The sequence below is a fragment of the Streptomyces sp. NBC_00287 genome, assembly GCF_036173105.1.
In the GTDB taxonomy this organism is placed as follows: domain Bacteria; phylum Actinomycetota; class Actinomycetes; order Streptomycetales; family Streptomycetaceae; genus Streptomyces.
The window spans coordinates 8,124,835-8,143,044 of sequence record NZ_CP108053.1 but is presented as its reverse complement, the minus strand read 5'-3'; the positions used below and the strand labels follow the sequence as shown (position 1 = coordinate 8,143,044).

Annotated in this window: 14 protein-coding genes; 9 read left to right on the top strand and 5 right to left on the bottom strand. The window is 70.8% G+C overall.

Annotated features, from left to right (window positions below; genetic code table 11):
* Position 1: 1 nt before the first annotated feature.
* The 3 genes from OHT76_RS36895 to OHT76_RS36885 are packed head-to-tail and all read right to left on the bottom strand — an operon-like array spanning position 2 to position 3,002.
* Positions 2–901: an ATP-binding cassette domain-containing protein gene (locus tag OHT76_RS36895; RefSeq protein WP_328875213.1), complete on the bottom strand. Its 900-nt coding sequence runs from the start codon at positions 899–901 to the stop codon at positions 2–4.
* Between the two features lie 5 nt (positions 902–906).
* The gene (locus OHT76_RS36890) at positions 907–1,983 is read right to left on the bottom strand and encodes an ABC transporter permease (RefSeq protein WP_328875212.1); all 1,077 of its coding nucleotides are present in this window, start codon (positions 1,981–1,983) and stop codon (positions 907–909) included.
* Positions 1,983–3,002 carry a sugar ABC transporter substrate-binding protein gene (locus OHT76_RS36885; RefSeq protein ID WP_328875211.1) on the bottom strand — a complete coding sequence of 340 codons (1,020 nt, stop codon included), beginning with the start codon at positions 3,000–3,002 and terminating at the stop codon, positions 1,983–1,985. The genes OHT76_RS36890 and OHT76_RS36885 overlap by 1 nt, the downstream gene beginning before the upstream one ends.
* A 259-nt stretch (positions 3,003–3,261) precedes the next feature.
* Between OHT76_RS36885 and OHT76_RS36880 the strand changes: the two genes are divergently transcribed.
* Positions 3,262–4,029, top strand: coding sequence for a GntR family transcriptional regulator (locus OHT76_RS36880; RefSeq protein WP_328875210.1), 768 nt, complete (start codon positions 3,262–3,264; stop codon positions 4,027–4,029).
* 92 nt (positions 4,030–4,121) lie between these two features.
* On the top strand, positions 4,122–5,171 hold the full coding sequence (galE, locus tag OHT76_RS36875) for a UDP-glucose 4-epimerase GalE (protein ID WP_328875209.1): 1,050 nt from the start codon (positions 4,122–4,124) through the stop codon (positions 5,169–5,171).
* Here the strand turns inward: galE and OHT76_RS36870 are convergent.
* Both OHT76_RS36870 and OHT76_RS36865 read right to left on the bottom strand, forming a co-directional pair.
* Positions 5,125–6,963 (bottom strand): glycoside hydrolase family 15 protein, encoded by a 1,839-nt coding sequence (locus OHT76_RS36870; protein WP_328875208.1) that lies wholly within the window; start codon positions 6,961–6,963, stop codon positions 5,125–5,127. The genes galE and OHT76_RS36870 overlap by 47 nt on opposite strands.
* 96 nt (positions 6,964–7,059) lie before the next feature.
* Entirely contained in the window at positions 7,060–8,085 is a 1,026-nt protein-coding gene (locus OHT76_RS36865; RefSeq protein ID WP_328875207.1) for an LCP family protein, read from the bottom strand.
* A gap of 81 nt (positions 8,086–8,166) precedes the next feature.
* Between OHT76_RS36865 and OHT76_RS36860 the strand changes: the two genes are divergently transcribed.
* The 7 genes from OHT76_RS36860 to OHT76_RS36830 all read left to right on the top strand — a co-directional run bounded on the left by OHT76_RS36860 (position 8,167) and on the right by OHT76_RS36830 (position 18,191).
* Positions 8,167–9,345 (top strand): cellulase family glycosylhydrolase, encoded by a 1,179-nt coding sequence (locus tag OHT76_RS36860; RefSeq protein WP_328875206.1) that lies wholly within the window; start codon positions 8,167–8,169, stop codon positions 9,343–9,345.
* Between the two features lie 338 nt (positions 9,346–9,683).
* On the top strand, positions 9,684–11,108 hold the full coding sequence (locus OHT76_RS36855; RefSeq protein WP_328875205.1) for a flippase: 1,425 nt from the start codon (positions 9,684–9,686) through the stop codon (positions 11,106–11,108).
* On the top strand, positions 11,105–13,237 hold the full coding sequence (locus tag OHT76_RS36850) for a glycosyltransferase (protein WP_328875204.1): 2,133 nt from the start codon (positions 11,105–11,107) through the stop codon (positions 13,235–13,237). Before OHT76_RS36855 ends, OHT76_RS36850 begins: the two co-directional genes overlap by 4 nt.
* Complete coding sequence (locus OHT76_RS36845) at positions 13,234–14,694, top strand: O-antigen ligase family protein (RefSeq protein ID WP_328875203.1); 1,461 nt, start codon at positions 13,234–13,236, stop codon at positions 14,692–14,694. Before OHT76_RS36850 ends, OHT76_RS36845 begins: the two co-directional genes overlap by 4 nt.
* Positions 14,691–15,275 (top strand): hypothetical protein, encoded by a 585-nt coding sequence (locus tag OHT76_RS36840; protein ID WP_328875202.1) that lies wholly within the window; start codon positions 14,691–14,693, stop codon positions 15,273–15,275. The genes OHT76_RS36845 and OHT76_RS36840 overlap by 4 nt, the downstream gene beginning before the upstream one ends.
* Complete coding sequence (locus OHT76_RS36835) at positions 15,275–16,030, top strand: polysaccharide deacetylase family protein (RefSeq protein WP_328875201.1); 756 nt, start codon at positions 15,275–15,277, stop codon at positions 16,028–16,030. The genes OHT76_RS36840 and OHT76_RS36835 overlap by 1 nt, the downstream gene beginning before the upstream one ends.
* A gap of 37 nt (positions 16,031–16,067) precedes the next feature.
* Positions 16,068–18,191: a glycosyltransferase gene (locus tag OHT76_RS36830; RefSeq protein WP_328875200.1), complete on the top strand. Its 2,124-nt coding sequence runs from the start codon at positions 16,068–16,070 to the stop codon at positions 18,189–18,191.
* Positions 18,192–18,210: the final 19 nt, after the last annotated feature.

Sequence of the window (18,210 nt, the reverse complement as noted above, 5' to 3'; positions counted from 1 at the left end):
TTCACGCCTTTCCTTCGGGGGTACCGGCCACGGGTGCGGTGAGGTCTTCCTCTTCGGGGAGTTCCTCGACGTCGACGCCGCGCACCTGCGACAGCTCGTGCTTGAGGGCGGCGAGTTCAGTGCCGCCCGCCATGTGGTTGGTGAGTTCTTCCAGGCTGACCTGGTCGCGGGAGGCGGACAGCTCCAGGGTGCCGAGCCGCAGCACGCTGAAGTGGTCTCCGACCATATAGGCGTGGTGCGGATTGTGGGTGATGAAGATGACGCCGAGGCCGCGGTCGCGGGCGGCGGCGATGTACTTCAGGACCACACCGGACTGCTTGACGCCGAGGGCGGCGGTCGGCTCGTCCAGAATCAGCACCCGGGCGCCGAAGTAGACGGCGCGTGCGATGGCCACGCACTGGCGCTGGCCTCCGGAGAGGGTGCCGATGGGCTGTTCCAGGTCGTCGAGGACGATGCCCATCTCGCGCAGTTGGTGATCGGCGGTCCGCTTCATCGCGGCGATGTCGAGGCGGCGGACGGGCCAGGGGCCCTTGGTCATCTCGGAGCCGAGGAAGAAGTTCCGCCACACCGGCATCAGCGGGACGGTCGCCAGGTCCTGGTAGACGGTGGCGATGCCTCGGTCGAGGGCCTCGCGGGGGGTGGTGAAGCGGACCGGTTCGCCGTCGACGAGGAACTCGCCCTCGGTGTGCTGATGCAGCCCCGAGATGATTTTGATGAGGGTGGACTTTCCGGCGCCGTTGTCGCCGAGCACACAGGTCACCTTGCCGGGGTGGACGGCGAGGCTCACGCCGTGCAGGGCGCGGATGTTGCCGTAGGACTTGCCCGCTTGCCGCAGTTCGACGATGGGCCGGTCCTCCTCGGGGACCGTGTCCTTGAGAATGGCTCCGTGAGGGGTCGTCATTGCGGTCACCTCCGGGTCGCCGTCCGGCGGACCCACAGATTGATGAGCGTGGCGCCGAGGAGCATCACGCCCAGGAACGCCTTGAACCAGTCGGGGTTCCAGCCGGCGTAGACGATGCCCTGCTGGACCATGCCGAACATGAACGCGCCGAAGACCGGGCCGATCGCCGAGCCGTAACCACCGGTCAGCAGACAGCCGCCGATGACGGCAGCGGCGATGTAGATGAGCTCCTGGCCGACGCCCTCCCCGGACTGCACGGTGTTGAAGGAGAACAGCTGGTGCATGCCGACGAACCAGGCGCCGAAGCCGACCAGCATGAACAGCGAGATCTTGGTGAAGGTCACCGGCACACCGACGGCCCGCGCGGACTCCTTGTTGCCGCCGACCGCGAAGATCCAGTTGCCGTACTTGGTGCGCAGCAGCACCCAGGTGGCGAGCGCGGCGAAGACCAGCCACCACACGATGGTGATCTTCACCTGGACGCCGCCGACGTCGAAGGAGGAGGCGAACACGGCCTTGGCCTGGTCGAAGCCGTCCATGTTGCTGATGTCGTCGGTGGCGACGTTGCCGGTGACCAGCTTGGTGATCGCCAGGTTCGCGCCCTGCAGGATCAGGAAGGTGCCGAGGGTGACCAGGAAGCTCGGCAGGCCGGTCTTGACCAGCATCCAGCCGTTGAACAGCCCGACCGCGAGCGACACGACGAGCGCGACGATCACGCCGACCCACACGTTCATGCTCAGCTGGTAGGCGGTCATGCTGGCGGTCAGGGCCGAGGCGATCACCGCGACACCGGCCGACAGGTCGAACTCGCCGCCGATCATCAGCAGGGCCACGGGCAGCGCCATGATCCCGATGGTCGACGACTGGTACAGGATGTTGGCCATCGAGTCGCCGTCGCGCACCGGCGGGGCGGCGATGAGGAAGAAGACCAACACCGCTACGGCGCCCAGGAACACGCCCACTTCGGGCCGGGCGAGCAGCCGCAGCGCCAGCGGCCGCTCGGCGGTCCGCCCGTCGGTGCCCTTGGGGCCGGGGGCCGGCGGTGAGGTCACCGCCGGCTCGGCATGCTGGGTCATGCTCATCACCGGGTGCCCTTCGCGGCGAAGGCCGCGACCGCCTCGACGTTGGACTTGTCGACGAAGGCCGGGCCGGTCAGCACCGGCTGCTCACCGCCGCCCATGTAGTTGCCGTTGTTCTTGTAGAGCCACAGCGAGTCGATGGCCAAGTAGCCCTGGAGGTAGGGCTGCTGGTCGACGGCGAACTCGATGGTGCCCTTGCTGATGGCTCCGGTCAGGTCCTTGTTGAGGTCGAAGGTGGCGACCTTCGCCTCGCTGCCCGACTCCGACACCGACTGCGCGGCGGTGAGCGCGAAGGGTGCGCCCAGCGTGACCACGTAGTCGATCGCCTTGTCCTCGGCGAGCTTGGCGGTGATCGTCGACTTCACGGACGGCATGTCGGTGCCGTTGACGTTCAGCGTCTCGACCGAACCGGAGAAGGTCTTCTCTACGCCGTCGCAGCGCTGGGTGAGGCCGATGTTGCCCTGCTCCTGGATGACACAGACGGCCTTCTTGGCGCCGGCCTCGTTCAGTCGCTTGCCGAGCGCCTCGCCGGCGACGGTCTCGTCCTGGCCGAAGAACTCCATCAGGCCGAGCTTCTGCCATTCGCTGACCCCGGAGTTGAGGCCGACCACGGGTATGTTCGCCGCCTTCGCCGCGGCTATGACGTCCTTGAGGGCGTCCGGCTTGGCGAGGGTGACGGCGATGCCGTCGACCTTCTGGTCGATGGCGTTCTGCACGAGGTTGGCCTGGACGCCCGCGCTCGGGTCGTTGGAGTAGATGAGCTTGATGTTGTCCTTGGCCGCGGCGGCCTCGGCGCCCTTGCGGACGATGTCCCAGAAGGTGTCGCCCGGCGACTGGTGGGTGACGAGGGCGACCGTCATCCGCGGTGTGTTGGCCTTGCCCGCGGAGGCGCCTTCCGCGCTTTCCTCGGCCTTCTTGCCGCCGGAGCTGCTGGAGCAGCCTGCGAGGGTCAGTGCTGCCGCAGCGGCCAGGGCCACCAGGGGCGTCATTCTGCGGGAGCGGGAGTGCGAAGAGCGGTCCATCTTTCCTGCACCTCACTGTGCGACGGGGGAACGACGGGAAAGAAACGCGGCTGATGCGTTGGTCCCGGATCCAATCCCTTGATGAGCCCGCTGTCAATACTTTGTTAAGACATCATTTCACTCTCAGGTCCGAATGTAAGTACAAACCATTGACAGGCCCGGGACCCAGGGCCTACACCTGGGAGGCGACGAGGACGATCTCTACCCGCTGCGGTCGGCCGTACCCCTGAAGCCGCCACCACGAAAGGCAGGTACGTCGATGGCGAAGCCCCGGAACCGCGCCACGCTCGACGCCCTGCACTTCGCCCTCGACCGCAACAGTCCGGTACCGCTGTACTACCAGCTCGCCCAGCAGCTGGAGGCGGCTATCGAGCACGGGCAGCTCGCCCCCGGCAACCTCCTCGGCAACGAGATCGACCTCTCCACCCGGCTCGGCCTGTCCCGGCCCACGGTCCGCCAGGCCATCCAGTCCCTCGTCGACAAGGGGCTCCTGGTCAGGCGGCGCGGGGTCGGCACCCAGGTGGTGCACAGCCAGGTCAAGCGACCGCTGGAACTGAGCAGCCTCTACGACGACCTGGAGGCGGCCGGACAGGGCCCGACCACGCAGGTCGTACGCAACGAGACCGTCCCGGCCGCAGCCGACGTCGCCGCCGCCCTCGGCCTCGCGGAGGGCGCCGAGGTGACACTTCTGGAGCGACTTCGCTCCACCCACGGCCAGCCGGTGGCACTGCTGTGCAACTACCTGCCCGCCACCCTCCTGGAGCTGGACACGGCCCGCCTGGAGTCGACCGGCCTGTACCGGATGATGCGCTCGGCCGGCCTCACCCTGCACAGCGCCCGCCAGACCATCGGCGCCCGCTGCGCCACCGCCGAGGAGGCGGCCCGGCTGGACGAGAAGAAGGGCGCCGCCCTGCTCACCATGCAGCGCACTGCGTACGACGACTCGGGCCGCGCGGTCGAGTACGGCACCCACATCTACCGCGCCTCGCGCTACGCGTTCGACTTCCAGCTGCTGGTCCGGAACTGAGCCCTTGACTGTCGGGGCCAAGGGGAGCAGAGTCGAAGATATACGTCGTAAACATACGGTGTTTCCCGGTCACGAGAAGGCGAGCCGGGCCCATGAGCGCACCGTCAACCGTCCTCGTGACCGGCGGGGGCGGATTCATCGGGAGCCACGCCTGCGTGGAGCTGCTCGACCACGGCTACGAAGTGATCGTGGTCGACAATTACAGCAACAGCTCCCCGCAGGTCTTCGCGCGCGTCGAACGCATCGCGGGCCGCTTCGTCGGTGCCGTCTACGACCTGGACATCCGGGACCGGCACGCCCTGTCGGCCGTCTTCGACCGGCACACTGTGGACGCCGTACTGCACTTCGCGGGCATGAAGTCGGGGTCCGGGTCGCTGCGGGCGCCGGTCGCGTACTACGACGTCAACGTCGGCGGTACGACGGCCCTGCTGGGTGCCATGCACGAGCACGGGGTGCATCAGCTGGTGTACTCCTCGTCCTGCTCGGTCTACGGCGACGCCGGTCCGGGACCGCTCGGCGAGGCCACGCCCCCGCGGCCCGTCCATCCCTACGCGGCCTCCAAGTGGGCCTGCGAGCAGATCCTCGCCGATGTGTGCCGCCGCTGCCCCGAGTACACCGTGCTGTGTCTGCGCTGCTTCAACCCGGCCGGCGCCCATCCGAGCGGACTGCTCGGCGAGGACCCGCAGGGCACGCCCGACAATCTGATGCCGTATTTGGCGCAGGCGGCCGTCGGGCGGCACCCTCGGCTCAAGGTCTTCGGCGGCGACTATCCAACCGGGGACGGGACGGCGGTCCGCGACTATCTGCATGTGATGGACACGGTCGACGCGCACCGCGTCGCGCTGGACCATCTCGCCGACGCACCGGGCATGCATGTGTTCAACCTCGGGCTCGGCCAGGGCAGTTCGGTGCTCGACGTGGTCGCCGAGTACTCCAGGGCATGCGGCCGGCCGGTGCCCTACGAGGTGACGGCGCGCCGTCCCGGTGACGTGGCCGAGCTGGTCGCCGACGCGAGTGCGGTGGACCGGGCCTGGGGCTGGCGGCCCACTCGGGATCTCGCCGACATGTGCCGGGACAGCTGGCGCTTCCAGCAGCTCAACCCGCTCGGGTACGCGGGGTCCGCGCGGGGGCAGAAGCCGTAGGGTTGCCGATCCCTGCGAGCGCGAACGCGGTCTCCGCGAGGGCGAGGTGGCTGAACGCCTGGGGAGCGTTGCCCAGTTGCCGTCCGGCCGCCGGATCCCACTGTTCCGAGAGCAGCCCCACGTCGTTGCGGACGGCGAGGACGCGTTCGAAGGTCTCCCGGGCCTCGGCGGCACGGCCGGTCGCGGCGAGGGCGTCGGCGTACCACAGGGAGCAGGACACGAACGTGCCCTCGTGGCCCGGCAGTCCGTCCACCTCGTGCATGCCCGGGCCGCCATGCGCGTACCGCCGCAGGAACCCGCCCTCGGCGAGCCCGCTCATCGCGTGGACGGTCCCGCGCACCCGCGCGTCCCCGGCGGGCAGGAAGCCGACCTTGGGCAGCAGCAGGGCGGAGGCGTCCAGGGCCGGTGAGCCGTAGGCCTGGACGAAGGAGCGCTGTGCCGGGTCCCAGCCCTTGCGGCAGACCTGGCGGCGGACCTCGTCGCGCATCGCCCGCCAGCGGTCCGAGGAGCCGTTGCGGCCGAGGAGTTCGCCCATGCGCAGGGCGCGGTCGGCGGCCACCCAGGTCATGACCTTGGAGTGCACGAACTGCCGGCGCGGTCCGCGCACCTGCCACAGTCCCCGGTCCGGTTCGCGCCAGTGCCGTTGCAGGAAGCCCATCATCGACTCGACCAGGTTCCACACATGGGCGGGCATGGGGATGCCGGCGAGCAGGGACAGACAGAGCGTGTCCAGGACCTCGCCGTAGACGTCGAGCTGGAACTGGCCGACCGCCGAGTTGCCGAACCGCACCGGCCGCGAGTCCTCGTAGCCGGGCAGCCAGGGTGCCTCGGTCTCCGGCAGCAGGCGCTGTCCGCCCACGCCGTACACGGTCTGCAGATCGGCCGGGTCGCCCGCGATGGCCCGCACCAGCCAGTCCAGCCAGGCCGTCGCCTCCTCCCGGTAGCCGCAGCGCAGCAGACAGGACAGGGCGAGGGTGGAGTCGCGCAGCCAGCAGTAGCGCTGATCCCAGTTGCGCTCGCCACCGAGGCAGCCCGGCAGCGAGGTGGTGGGGGCGGCGACGATGCCGCCGGTGGGGGCGTAGGTGAGGGCTTTCAGGGTGATCAGGGAGCGTACGACGGCGTCCCGCCAGGGTCCGTCGTAGCGGCAGCGGCCGGTCCAGCGCCGCCAGTAGTCGACGGTCTCCTTGAGAACCGTCTCGGCCGGGACCGCGAGCGGCGCGGGCGGGCCCGGCAGGTGCGAGGGCGACCAGGCGAGGGTCAGCGCCTGCCGGTGTCCGGCGGTGACGGTGAACTCGGCGACGGTGGACGGCTCCCCGCCCAGCACCCGCACGGGTCCGTCGGTGCTCACCCACACCGCGTCGGGTCCCGCGACCGCCACCGTGCCGTCGGCGTCGGTCCGGGCCCAGGGCACGACCCGGCCCTGATGGAAGCGCAGCCGCAGCTCGCTGCGCAGGGTCACCGAACCCGACAGTCCCTCGACGATCCGGATCAGGCACGGCAGTTGGGTGCGTGGCGGCATGAAGTCGGTGACGCGTACGGTTCCGGTCGCGGTCGCCCAGTAGGAGTCCAGGACGAGGGTGTCGTGCCGGTAGGCCCTGCTCGTGCAGGGGCCCCGGGCGGCGACGGGCGCGAGGCGCCAGAAGCCGTTGTCCGCCGTGCCGAGCAGGGCGGCGAGGCAGGCGGGCGAGTCGAAGCGGGGCAGACACAGCCAGTCGACGGAACCGTCCCGGCCGACCATGGCGGCGGTCTCCAGATCGCTGAGGAGGGCGTAGTCCTCGATGGGCGCGTTCATGATCATCGATCACTTCAGTCGTATATTTACGACGTATACGTTCATCATCACCCCATGGAACTCACCAGGTCAAGCTTCCCCGGCTCCCCACACCGGTCATCCGCTCCGACCCGCCTCGACCGCATGCCACCGCTCCCGCAGCTCCGACCGGTCCAGGATCAGGGCGTACCGCCCGCGGATCATCTCCGACCGGACGATCGGCGCCGTGGTGAACCGGGCGTCCGACGCCTCCAGGTGCCGCAGACCGAACACCAGGTTGCGCAGGCCGCCGTTTGACATCCGGTCGTCCACGCTCACCGTGCGTGTGATCGCGTCGAGCGTCCTGGCGCCGCCGAGCGGGTCGGTGAGGCGGACCTCGCCGCGTATCTCGTCGACCACGCTGTGCAGGAACTGCTGCTGACGCTTGATCCGGTCCAGCTCGCCGCCGGGCAGTCCCTTGCGCTGGCCGACGTACGCGAGCGCCTCTTCGCCGTGCATGACCTGAGTTCCGGCCGTGAAGTGCTGCTGTCGCACCGGATCGTAGGAGTCCGCGGGCACGGTCACGGACACGCCGCCGACGGCATCGGTGAGAGCCCTGAAGCCATGCCAGTCGATGACGCCGAAGTGGTCGACGCGGGTCCCGACGAGCTGCTCCACCGTCCGGATCATGAGGGGTGGACCGCCCCAGGAGAACGCGGCGTTGATCTTCGCCGAGCCATGGCCGGGGATGGGCACCCAGCTGTCCCTCGGGATGGACATCAGGTGCACGGCACGTTCGTCGCCACTGAGATGCACCAGCATCAGCGTGTCGCTGCGCTGCGCGCCGTACGTCCACAGTCGCGCCGTCGCGTCACTGCCCGTGGTCGGCTGTTTCGAGCGGCTGTCGACACCGGCGAGCAGGAAGGTCGTACCGCCGTCGTGGTCCGCGGGCCTGGGCGGACGCTGGCCGGTGGGAAAGGCGTCGGGAATGCGGGTGACCTGGTCGCCGTAGTGGTTGGTGCCCCACCACACGGCTCCGGCAGCGAGACCGGCCAGGGCGAGAACGGTGGCCAGGCCGAGGACCAGCAGGGTGCGCAGGAGGTGATGCCTGCGCCCGCTTCTCCGCCTCGTTTCCCACTGTGGCCACGGGTCTCGCACGGTCATATCGAACTCCCGGGCCCACGCCTGGGGAATGACGGCCCGCGCCACCCGCCATGACGTATATGTACGACGTATACTTACACCATGCGACGGCAGGTGCGCACCGTCAACACCGCCAGTCCACCGAGCCCGCCCGCGGCAGCCGCGCGGGCATGGACGGCGCTGATCGTGCTGGTGGCCTTGGTGCTCCTGGCCACCAGCTGCACCTCGCACGAGCCGCAGTCCACCGCCCCCTCCCCCTCCTTCGGCATCGCGTACGGCAACCGGCTCGTCGGGATGTCCGACGAGGATCTCGCCGCGGCCCTCGACGACGCCGTCGCGGTGGGCGCACGGTGGGTGCGGGCGGACCTGGCCTGGGGGGACATCCAGCCGGACGGGCCGGACCGCCACAGGTGGTACGTGTTCGACCGTGTCGTCAGGGCGGCCTCCGAACGCAGCTTGTCCGTCCTGCCCGTGCTCGCCTACACGCCGAAATGGGCGCGGCCCGCGGGCTGCGCCGGCGACAACTGCGCACCCGCCGATCCCGAGGCGTTCGCCGCCTTCGTCGCCAAGGCCGCGACACGATACGCGCCGGAGGGCATCCACACCTGGGAGATCTGGAACGAACCCAACATCCAGGACTTCTGGCGGCCCGCACCCGACGCCACCGCCTATACGACGCTCCTTCGGACGACGAGCCGGGCACTGCGGCAGGTGGACCCGTCGGCCTACGTCATCCTCGGCGGGCTCGCCGTGGCGAACACGAGGAACGGGGACATCTCACCCGCGGACTTCCTCGCGGCCGTGGCGGCGCGGGGCGGCAACCGGCTCGTCGACGCCGTCGGCTATCACCCCTACACGTATCCGCAGCTCGCGAGCGCCCCGTCGTCGTCGGCCACGGCCTGGCAGGGAATCGACGCTTCGCAGGACAGCCTGCACGGCATCCTGTCCGCGCACGGCACGCCCGATCTGCCCGTGTGGATCACCGAGTTCGGCGCCCCGACCAACGGCCCGGGCAGGGCTTCGGACGGACGGCGCGGGGCGACCGGAGCGACGACGACTCATGTGACCGAGAAACAGCAGGCCGCGATCGCCGCGGACGCGGTGCCCATGGCCGCCAGGACCCCGCGCGTGAGAGCGCTGATCTGGTACACCGACCGCGATCAGAGCACCGACACATCGTCGCGGGAGAACTTCTTCGGCCTGCGCCGCGCCGACGGCAGCGCCAAGCCCGCCTTCGAGGCGCTGCGTGGCGCCATTGCCGCGCACGGCGACCGACCCTGAAGTGCCGCCGATCTGTTCCCGGTGGGGCAGGGATCCTCCGCTGGCACGGGTGGGACGGATGGGCAAGCATTGATCGTGAGTGACTCGGGGAACCGAACTCAGGGTGTTCGATGGCGGACCATCTGCAGGGGAACCGCTGCGTTCCTGCCGCCTCCGCGCGGGTAGGGGCGCCCCTTCTCTCTGCACCCGTGGGATGCCTCGCCACGGGGTCCCCCGCCACCCTCGGCTCGCGGTGGGGCCTGGGGCTGATGTGCCCCCGCGGGGATTCCCCGCGCGGGCCGCGGCGGACCGGCGGGCAGGAGGAGCCCGACGGCCAAAGGCTCGTGCGGGACAGACCGGTGCACACAGCCCGCACCGCGCTGGTGCTCGGGGTCGCCGAGATCATCGGCAAGCTGTCCATGCTGATCCTCACCGTGGGCGCCGCTCGGATGCTGGGCGTGGCCGACTTCGGCGCCTTCTCCTACGCGCTGGCGGTCGGCACGCTCGTGGCGGTGGTGCCCCAGTGGGGTTACGACGTGACGGTGATCCAGCGAGCCAGCGCCGAGCGGACGCGCCTGCGGGAACTGCTCGCCGAACTCCTGGTCATGCGTACGCTCCTCGTCGTCCTGATCTTCGCGATCGTCGGCGGACTGTCCGGGCTCACCTCGCTCTCGGGCGGCAATGAAACGGCGGTCGGACTGCTCATCGTCGCCGCCGTCCTGATGGACACGTACACGGAGGCGTACCGCTCCGCCACCGCCGCGCTGCAGCGGCAGAACATCATGGCTGTCGTCCACCTGGTGCAGCGGCTGCTGACCGCCGGTGCGGCCCTGCTGGCGCTGTTCGCCGACACCGGACTCACCGGGCTGGCCGTGGCCTTCTTCGCCGGAACCCTCTTCGGGCCGGTGACGGCCGCGGTGTTGATGCGCCGCACCGGCTTCGGGCCCGACTGGAGAAGCGTCTCCTGGGCGGGGCTGATGGACCTGAACCGGGGAACCTGGATGATCGGTGTCGCTTCCGTGGTGCTGATCGTGCTGTTCCGGATCGACACGCTGATGATCGGCTGGTTCGCGGGGACCCGCGAGGTCGGTATCTACGCCGCCGTCTACCGACTGCTCGAAACCACGCTGTTCGTCAGCTTCGTGGCCGCCCGGACCATCTTCCCCCTGATGGCGAGCACCCCCGAGCCCGAGCGGATCCAGCGGTACAGCGAGCAGGGCATCAGCATGATGGCGGCGGTCTTCCTGCCGTACATGGTGCTCCTGTGGTGCCGGGGGCACAGCGTGCTGGACATCCTGTACGGCCGGCAGTTCGCCGACGAGGGGACCGGCATGCTGGCCTGGCTGGCTCCCGCCCCCTTTCTCTACGGCCTGTCCTATCTGGCTTCGTACGCCATCGTCGCGGCCGGTCCGACCCTGCGCGCCCTCACCGGTTCCCTGATCGCGCTGGCGATCAACCTGGGCCTGAACTTCGCCCTCATCCCGAGCTACGGGGGCCTCGCGGCCGCGTTCACCACTTCACTGTCCTACGCGATCTACGCGGCTGCCCTGATCCTGTTGGGGCGAGCCCGAGCGGGAATGCCCAGGCTGCCGCGGGCCATGCTGCCCGCCACCGTGGCATCCGCCGTCGCCGCCGGACCGCTGCTGGCGCCATGGCCGTTCCTACCGGCCCTGATCGCTGCCACGGTCCTTTACGTACCGACCTGGCTGCTGGTCACACACCGCATCGATCCCCATCAGGTGCAGGTCCTGCGCAGGATGCTCCGACGCGGGAGGATCACATGAGCTGTCCGTTGCGGGTCACCGTCGTGGCGCCCTACGGGGTGGTCGGAGGCGCCGAACTCTGGCTGCTCTCCCTCCTGGATGTCACCGACCGCCTCGATGTGAATGCCGTACTGCTGGCCGACGGTCCGCTGCGGGACGAGTTCGCCCGACGGGACATCCCGGTTGCCGTGCGTCCCACGGGCCGCTCCGCCGCCGCCATCGCGGGCACCGCCGCATGGCTGCTGCCCCAACTGCGTACCGCGAGACCCGACGTGGTCCTCGCCAACGGTGTCAAGGCCGCGGCGGCGGCCGCCCCGGCCGCCTGGCTCGCCGGAGTGCCCTGCGTCTGGGCCAAGCACGACCACTCCTACGACGGCCTCCTGACCAGGGCCCTGGCGACGGTCACCGACATGTGCATCGGCACCGAGCCCGGCCTGATCGCCGCCTCCCAGCACCCTCGGCCCTCGCTGGTACCGGTTCCCGCACCGAGCGGAACGGCCCTTCGCCGTACGGCGGCCCGGGAGGAGCTGATCCGGCGCGGGGCACGGCTCGGGGACGACGAGCGACTGCTGCTCACCATCAGCCGGCTGGTCTCCTACAAGGGCGTGGACGACGCGGTCACAGCCCTCGCGCGGCCCGGCGGTGAACACTGGCGGCTCGCCGTGGTCGGCCCCGAAGATCCGAGCGATCCGGGCGAGCGGCGGCGGCTGACACGGCTGGCCGAGGAGCTCGGAGTGGCGGACCGGGTGGATTTCGCCGGCTGGATCGAGGAGGCCTGGCGCGTCATCCCGGCGGCCGACTCCGTCGCCGTGCTCACCAAGCCCGACGGAACGGGTCCGGGGCAGGAGGCGTTCGGCGGGACCGCCGTCGAAGCCATGCTCAACGGCGTACCGGTGATCACCACTGGGCCGGGTTCGGTCGCCGACCGGGTGGCCGGTCCGGCGCCGGCGCCTCCCGGCGGGATCGCCGTGCCTCCCGCCGACCCCGACAAGGTGGCCGAGGCCCTGGGCCGGCTTGCCGACCCGGACACCCGGACGGCCATGGGCCGGGCCGGACTCCGCAGGACGGCCGCCAACCCCGGTCCGGAGGAATGTGCCCGCCTCCTCGCCCGGACACTGTCCAGGGCCGCGCGACTGCCCGGCGCGGGCCTGGCGGGGACGGCACCGGCGTCGGTCGCGGTCACGGTGGTGAACCGGGGCGAGGCGATCGACGGGCTCCTCGCGTCGCTGCTTCGCCAGCTCACCGTGGACGGTGACGAATTGGTGGTGGTGGATCGCGGCTCGACCGACGACACCGCCCGGCGCGTGGTCGACCGGGCGTCCCAGGACGCCCGGATCCGGCCGCTCGTCCACCCCTGCGCGAGTGCCGCCGCGGGGCGGAATGCCGGGGTCGGGGCGTCGGTCAACGCGCTGGTCGCCTGTATCGACGCGGACTGCGCGCCCGCGCCGGACTGGCTGGCCCGGATGCGTGCCGCGGCCGACGAGTCGGAGGCGGCCGACCTACTGGTCGGGGTCTGCCGGGTGACAGGTCACGGGGCTTTCTCGAACGCCGCGGCCCTGATGCATCCGCTCCCCGAAGAGTCCCGGCGCGGTCCGGGGCCATGGACGCGGACGCACCGGCTGCTCTTCGGTCCGGGGCTCAGCACCACCGGATCGTCCGGAGGTGCGCTCGCCTTCACCCGCCTCGACGGCTCCCGCGAAGGGCCCGCGCCGGACGCCGAGGTGCTCTTCGTGCGGACGGGGGCGGAAACGGACCGCCGCACGGTCGTAGTGGGCTCCGCCGAGGTCGGCCAGGAAGTGCCGACGCCGTGGACGGAGGCGGTTCGCCAGGCTTTCCGGCACGGTGTGGAGCTGGGTCGCCCGGCGAACCGCAGGCAGCTGACCGGTGGAGCCGTCCGGGCGGTCGGGTATGCGGGCGCACTGGCCCTGGCGCGCACCCACCGGGGTGTCGCGGCCGCCGGGGTCGGCGCCTACCTCTCCCTCCCCGTCGCCAGGGCCGTGCGCCGTGGCAGCTGGGCCGCGTTGCCCGCGGTTCCGGTGGTCGTGGGCGCTCTCATGACGGCCCGCGCCGCGGGGGCCCTGCGCGGGCTGGTCGGCCGCGCCGGGAGGAACGCGCAGTCGTACGCCTCCGAGGGAGGCGGGGCCTCATGACGGGGGCGATGGCGCTGGAGCGGCACAGGGCTCTCGGGATCGCGGGCGCGGTCCTGTTCGCCGCCGTCGGTATCTGGGTCTCCGGACGGAGCCTGCCGCTCGGCCTCGGCCTTCTGCTCGGCGTGCCGGTGCTGATCCTGCTGACGGCCGCCGCCCTCCGCCGACCTGTGGTGGCCGTGGCCGCTTTCGCCGTACTCCTTCCGGCCGGGGGCATCGCGCTGCCCATGGCGATGAACCTCGTGCAGGTCCTTGCCGCCTTGACCGCCATGGCCGTGCTCGCGGCCCGGATCAGCGGCCGGGGGCGGGCCATCGGCTGGTCTCCGCTGCTCGCGGCCTCGGTGCTCCTCGTGGTGTCCGCGCTTCTGTCCTCGCTCACCAGCTTCGCCCTGAGCCGCTCGCTGACGATGTGCGTGAACTATCTGGTCGGGCTGGCCCTGGCGGCAGCCGTCGTCGCGGCCACGGCGCGGCGCTCCGACCTTCTGGTGGCGGCGATGGGTCTCGTCGTCGGAGGGGCGGGGCTGTGCGGCGCCGTCCTCACCTCGGTTCCGAACCTGGAGGCCCGCTACCACGCGACCCTGGTCGACAACCGGCCCGTGGGAACCTTCGCGCAGCCCAACGAGCTTGGCCTGTGCGCGGCGATGATTCTGTGTTTCAGCCTGGCCATGGCCATCGTCATGTGGCGTCGGCGGCGCACCGCGCTGAGCGTGGTGTGCGCGGTCGCCTCGGCCCTGGCGCTGGTGGCCCTCGTGCTCAGCCTCTCCCGTGGTGCCTGGATCGGTGGCATCGTCGGCCTGGCCGTCCTGATCGCACTGCTGCGGGGGGCGCGTCGGCCACTGCTGATCTGCCTGACGGCGGTGAGCGTGACGGCGGTGGTGTTCGTGCTCGCCGCACCCGCGACCTCGGGCTCGTCCATTTTCGCCGACCGCCTCTCCTCGATCTTCACGGGCGAGCGCAGTCCCTACGACGAGCGCCCGGCGGCCTGGGCCGGGGCCGTGCAGCAGATGGGTCAGAGCCCGTTGCTGGGCAGCGGCCCCGCCGCCTATCAGGCAGCGGCCGCGCAGGGGGTGGCCCAGTTCACCGATGTGCGCCAGGTCGATCATGCCCACGTCCTGTACCTCACCGTGGGCGCGGAACAGGGGGCGCTGGGGGTCGCGGCGCTCGTCACCACGATCGGTGTCGGCGCGCGGGAAGCCCTGCGCAACCGCGCTGCGGTCACGCACTCCACGAGCGGCAGCGGCGACTCCGCGTCCGCTCCGCCTGAACCGGCGTACAGCGGTGTCTCGGCCGCGGCGGCCGCGGCTCTCGCGGCCGTCAGCGCCCAGGGGGTCGTCGACTACTCCCTGCGCAATCCCGTACTGGGAACGATGACCTGGCTGCTCATCGGCCTGCTCGCAGCATGTGCCAGAACCCGGTCGACCATGCCCGACGATGTTGATCCCGAAGGTGGCCGAACATGAAGCGAAAGACACCGTCAGCCCCCGCCCCTACCTACCGGCGCCCGCTCCTGGCCGGGCTGATCGCGGGGCTGGTCGTGCTCGGCATCGGCGTGACCGTGATCGAACTGCAGCCCGACCGCTACGCGGTGACCAGTACGGTCTCCTTCGCATCTCGCTCGCAGCCCAATGTCAGCGCGGAAATCGTGCAGTTGGCCGCCACCAAGTACGCGGTGACGGCGGGGGCGCGGTCGACGTTGGACTTCGCGGCCGATCGCAGCGCCATGACCAGCACTCAGCTCCGGGACCACCTCTCGGTGACGGTGCCACAGGGCACCGCCAACGTTGACATCGAGGTGGAGGACGCGGACGCCGAGCAGGGCGCAGCAGCAGCCAACGCCATCGCTTCCTCCGTCGCCCGGGCGACCGACAACGATGCGCTGATCCTTGGCGAGGTGACCGCTCCCGCCGATCCGGATGCCGCGCATCACACTCCTTCACGCACGCTGCTGCTGACCGTGGCGGTCATCGCGGCCGTACTGATCGGCGGCTGGGTGGCCTTCGGGGTCCGGCACCTCGATCGACGAGCTGCCAAGGAGACCTGATGAGTGACGCACTGGTGCTGATGTATCACGCGATCGGCTCGCGCAGTACGCAGCGTGATCCCCACAATCTGTTCGTTCCGCCGGGGCGGCTGCGCAGACAGCTCGGCATGCTGCTGGAGCGCGGCTGGACACCCTTGACTCTCGACGCGTACCTGCGTGGTGATGCCCCGAGGCGCAGTGTGCTGCTCACCTTCGACGACGGCTATCAGTCGTTCCTGGAAGAAGGGCTGCCCGTGCTGCGGGAGCTGGCTGTGCCCGCCACCGTCTTCGTGCTCAGCGGGTTGCTCGGTGGCAGGTCCCGCTGGATGGCCGACATGCCTGACGAGCTCCTCGTGGACGCCGACGGGGTGCGGGAGATGGTCGGCGCGGGGCTGGACGTCGAAAGCCATGGATGGGACCACAGCCATCTGCCGGGCACGGATACCGAGACGCTCAACCGCAATGTCACGGACGCCGCCCGGGCGCTGGCCGAACTCACGGGGCGCCGGCCTCGCGCGTTCGCCTACCCGTACGGGGAACATGACGGCACCGCGCGCGCAGCCGTCGCCGAGGCGGGCTTCGACGTCGCGTTCAGTATCTACGAGAAGGCGGGGCGGTTCGCCGAGCCCCGTGTCGATGTCAACGCCGTGGACACGGACACCACCTTCCGGATGAAGACACGCCCCGGCTACTCGACGCTACGGCGGATGTCCGGGCGGGTCCCCGGGCTGCGTCCGGCCCTGCACTCCCTCGTCGGCCGGGCCGGCCGGACGTGACCAGGTCCCAGGCAACGATGGATGAGAGTGATTCCCCATGACGGATCAGTTGCGCGTCACCGTGGTGACACCCACCGGTGTCGTCGGTGCGGCCGAGACCTGGCTGCTCTCCCTGCTGGATGCCACGGACCGGCTGGCGGTCGAGGCGGTGCTGCCGACGGACGGGCCCCTGCGGGACGAGTTCACGCACCGAGGGATACCGAGCTTCGTGCGTGCCACCGGCGATTCCGTCACGGCTCTCGGCACCACGACCCTGTGGCTGATACGGCATCTGCGCGCGAACCCCCCTGATGTGCTCCTCGCCAACGGAGTCGGGGCGTCGTTGATCGCCGCTCCGGCAGCATGGCTCGCCGGGGTTCGGTGCGTGTGGGTCAAGCACGACCACACATTCGACGGACCTGTCATGGCGTTGTTGGCCGCGCTGACCGACGGCTGTGTCGCGACCGCCCCCGCCCTGGTGCACGCCTCGAAGCATCCCGAGGCGACGCTGGTGCCTTGTCCCGCCTCGGACCGTGCCGGGCCGGCCCCCGAGATCGCGCGTGCGGAACTGGTCCGGCACGGCGTACGACTCGGCAAGGACGAACTGCTGCTGCTCACGGCAGCGCACACGGTGAGCAACAGTGGTGTGGACGACGCCATCACGGCTCTCGCCGAGCCCGGACTGTCGCGCTGGAGGCTGGCCGTGATCGGTCCCCCCGATCCTGCCGGACCGGACGAGCGCAGGCGGCTTGTGGCGTTGGCGAACAACCTGGGCTTGGCCGACCGGGTGGACTTCACCAGCCGGAGGTCCGACATGGGGTGCCTGCTGTCCGCCGCCGACGCGGTCGCAGTACTGCCGAGGACGCCACAGGGCGACGGGCCCAAGCCGGTCGGTCCGGGGCCGGTCGCGAGCGCGGCGATGGCCTTCGGCGTTCCCGTGATCACCACGGTCCCGGATCCGGCCGCCGACCGGACCCGGGGGCCGGGAGAACCGGTCGTCGTCACGGTGCCGCCCGCGGAACCGGCCGCACTCGCGGCGGCGTTGCATCGGCTCTCGGCGCATGGCGGCCCCGCGGAGGCGGGCGGGGCCGTGCCGTCTGCGACCGCCGCTCGTCCCGGTCTCCCTTCGTGCGCGGACCTGTTGGCGCAGGCTCTGGCCGAGGCCGCGCGGCTGTCCGGCGCCGGGCTGACCGGGACGGCTCCGGTCTCGGTCATGACCTGTTTCTGGAACGAGGGGGAGGCTGTCGATCGGCTCCTGGAACTGCTGCTGCCGCAACTGACCGTGGACGGCGACGAGATCGTGGTGGTGGACGACGGTTCCACCGACGACACCGCGGATCGAGCCACCGCCTGGGCCGCCCGCGACTCCAGGGTGCGCGTCCTCGGATGCCCCCATCAAGGTCTCCCCGCGACGCGCAACGTCGGCGTCCGTGCGGTCCGCAACTCCCTCATCGCCTGCACCGACGCCGGCTGCGTCCCTGCTCCGGACTGGCTGGCCCGGTTGCGCGCGGCATGGGCCGAACCGCTCCCCGCGGACCTGCTGACGGGCGCGTACCGAGTGAGCAGTGACGGGGTGTCGGCCGAGGCCATGGCCCTGGTGGGGTACCCGGTGCCGGAAGAGGTCCGCCATCCGGGACCCTGGACGCGCGTGTACACCCGCCTTTTCGGCCGGGCGTTCGACGCGTCGACGCCCAGCGGTCGTTCGATGGCTTTCACCCGCGCGGCGTGGCAGGACGCCGACGGGTTCTCCGAACACCTCAAGACAGCCGAGGACTTGGCGTTCGCCCGGGATGTCCTTGCGGCAGGCCGTCGTGCGGCACTGGTCGCGTCCGCCGAAGTGGACTGGGCGCAGCGGCCCACCATGCGCAGGACCGCGGTGATGTACTACCGGTACGGCCAGGGCAACGGGCAGTTGGCCGACGGCCGACTGCTGGGCCGCGACATCCTGAGAGCGGTCGCCTACCTCGCGGCCCCTGCCGCGGTACGGCGAGGCCCTGGTGCCCGGGCCCTCGCGGCCGCCGCGGCCCTCACCTACCTGTCGCTGCCGGTGGCGCGGGCCGTGCGCGGGCGGCACTGGTCCGCCGTGCCCGTCATCCCCCTGGTCACGGCCGTACGTGATCTCGCCAAGACAGCGGGGGCGGTCCACGGACTGACCCTGCGGATGAAGGATCGCCGGCACTGAGCGGGCCGGAGGTCCGACG

Bases quoted from the DNA above. Each gene is read 5' to 3' on its own strand.
- OHT76_RS36895 (WP_328875213.1), bottom strand. From the start codon at position 901: ATGACGACCCCTCACGGAGCCATTCTCAAGGACACGGTCCCCGAGGAG.
- OHT76_RS36890 (WP_328875212.1), bottom strand. From the start codon at position 1,983: ATGAGCATGACCCAGCATGCCGAGCCGGCGGTGACCTCACCGCCGGCC.
- OHT76_RS36885 (WP_328875211.1), bottom strand. From the start codon at position 3,002: ATGGACCGCTCTTCGCACTCCCGCTCCCGCAGAATGACGCCCCTGGTG.
- OHT76_RS36880 (WP_328875210.1), top strand. From the start codon at position 3,262: ATGGCGAAGCCCCGGAACCGCGCCACGCTCGACGCCCTGCACTTCGCC.
- galE (WP_328875209.1), top strand. From the start codon at position 4,122: ATGAGCGCACCGTCAACCGTCCTCGTGACCGGCGGGGGCGGATTCATC.
- OHT76_RS36870 (WP_328875208.1), bottom strand. From the start codon at position 6,963: ATGAACGCGCCCATCGAGGACTACGCCCTCCTCAGCGATCTGGAGACC.
- OHT76_RS36865 (WP_328875207.1), bottom strand. From the start codon at position 8,085: ATGACCGTGCGAGACCCGTGGCCACAGTGGGAAACGAGGCGGAGAAGC.
- OHT76_RS36860 (WP_328875206.1), top strand. From the start codon at position 8,167: ATGCGACGGCAGGTGCGCACCGTCAACACCGCCAGTCCACCGAGCCCG.
- OHT76_RS36850 (WP_328875204.1), top strand. From the start codon at position 11,105: ATGAGCTGTCCGTTGCGGGTCACCGTCGTGGCGCCCTACGGGGTGGTC.
- OHT76_RS36845 (WP_328875203.1), top strand. From the start codon at position 13,234: ATGACGGGGGCGATGGCGCTGGAGCGGCACAGGGCTCTCGGGATCGCG.
- OHT76_RS36840 (WP_328875202.1), top strand. From the start codon at position 14,691: ATGAAGCGAAAGACACCGTCAGCCCCCGCCCCTACCTACCGGCGCCCG.
- OHT76_RS36835 (WP_328875201.1), top strand. From the start codon at position 15,275: ATGAGTGACGCACTGGTGCTGATGTATCACGCGATCGGCTCGCGCAGT.
- OHT76_RS36830 (WP_328875200.1), top strand. From the start codon at position 16,068: ATGACGGATCAGTTGCGCGTCACCGTGGTGACACCCACCGGTGTCGTC.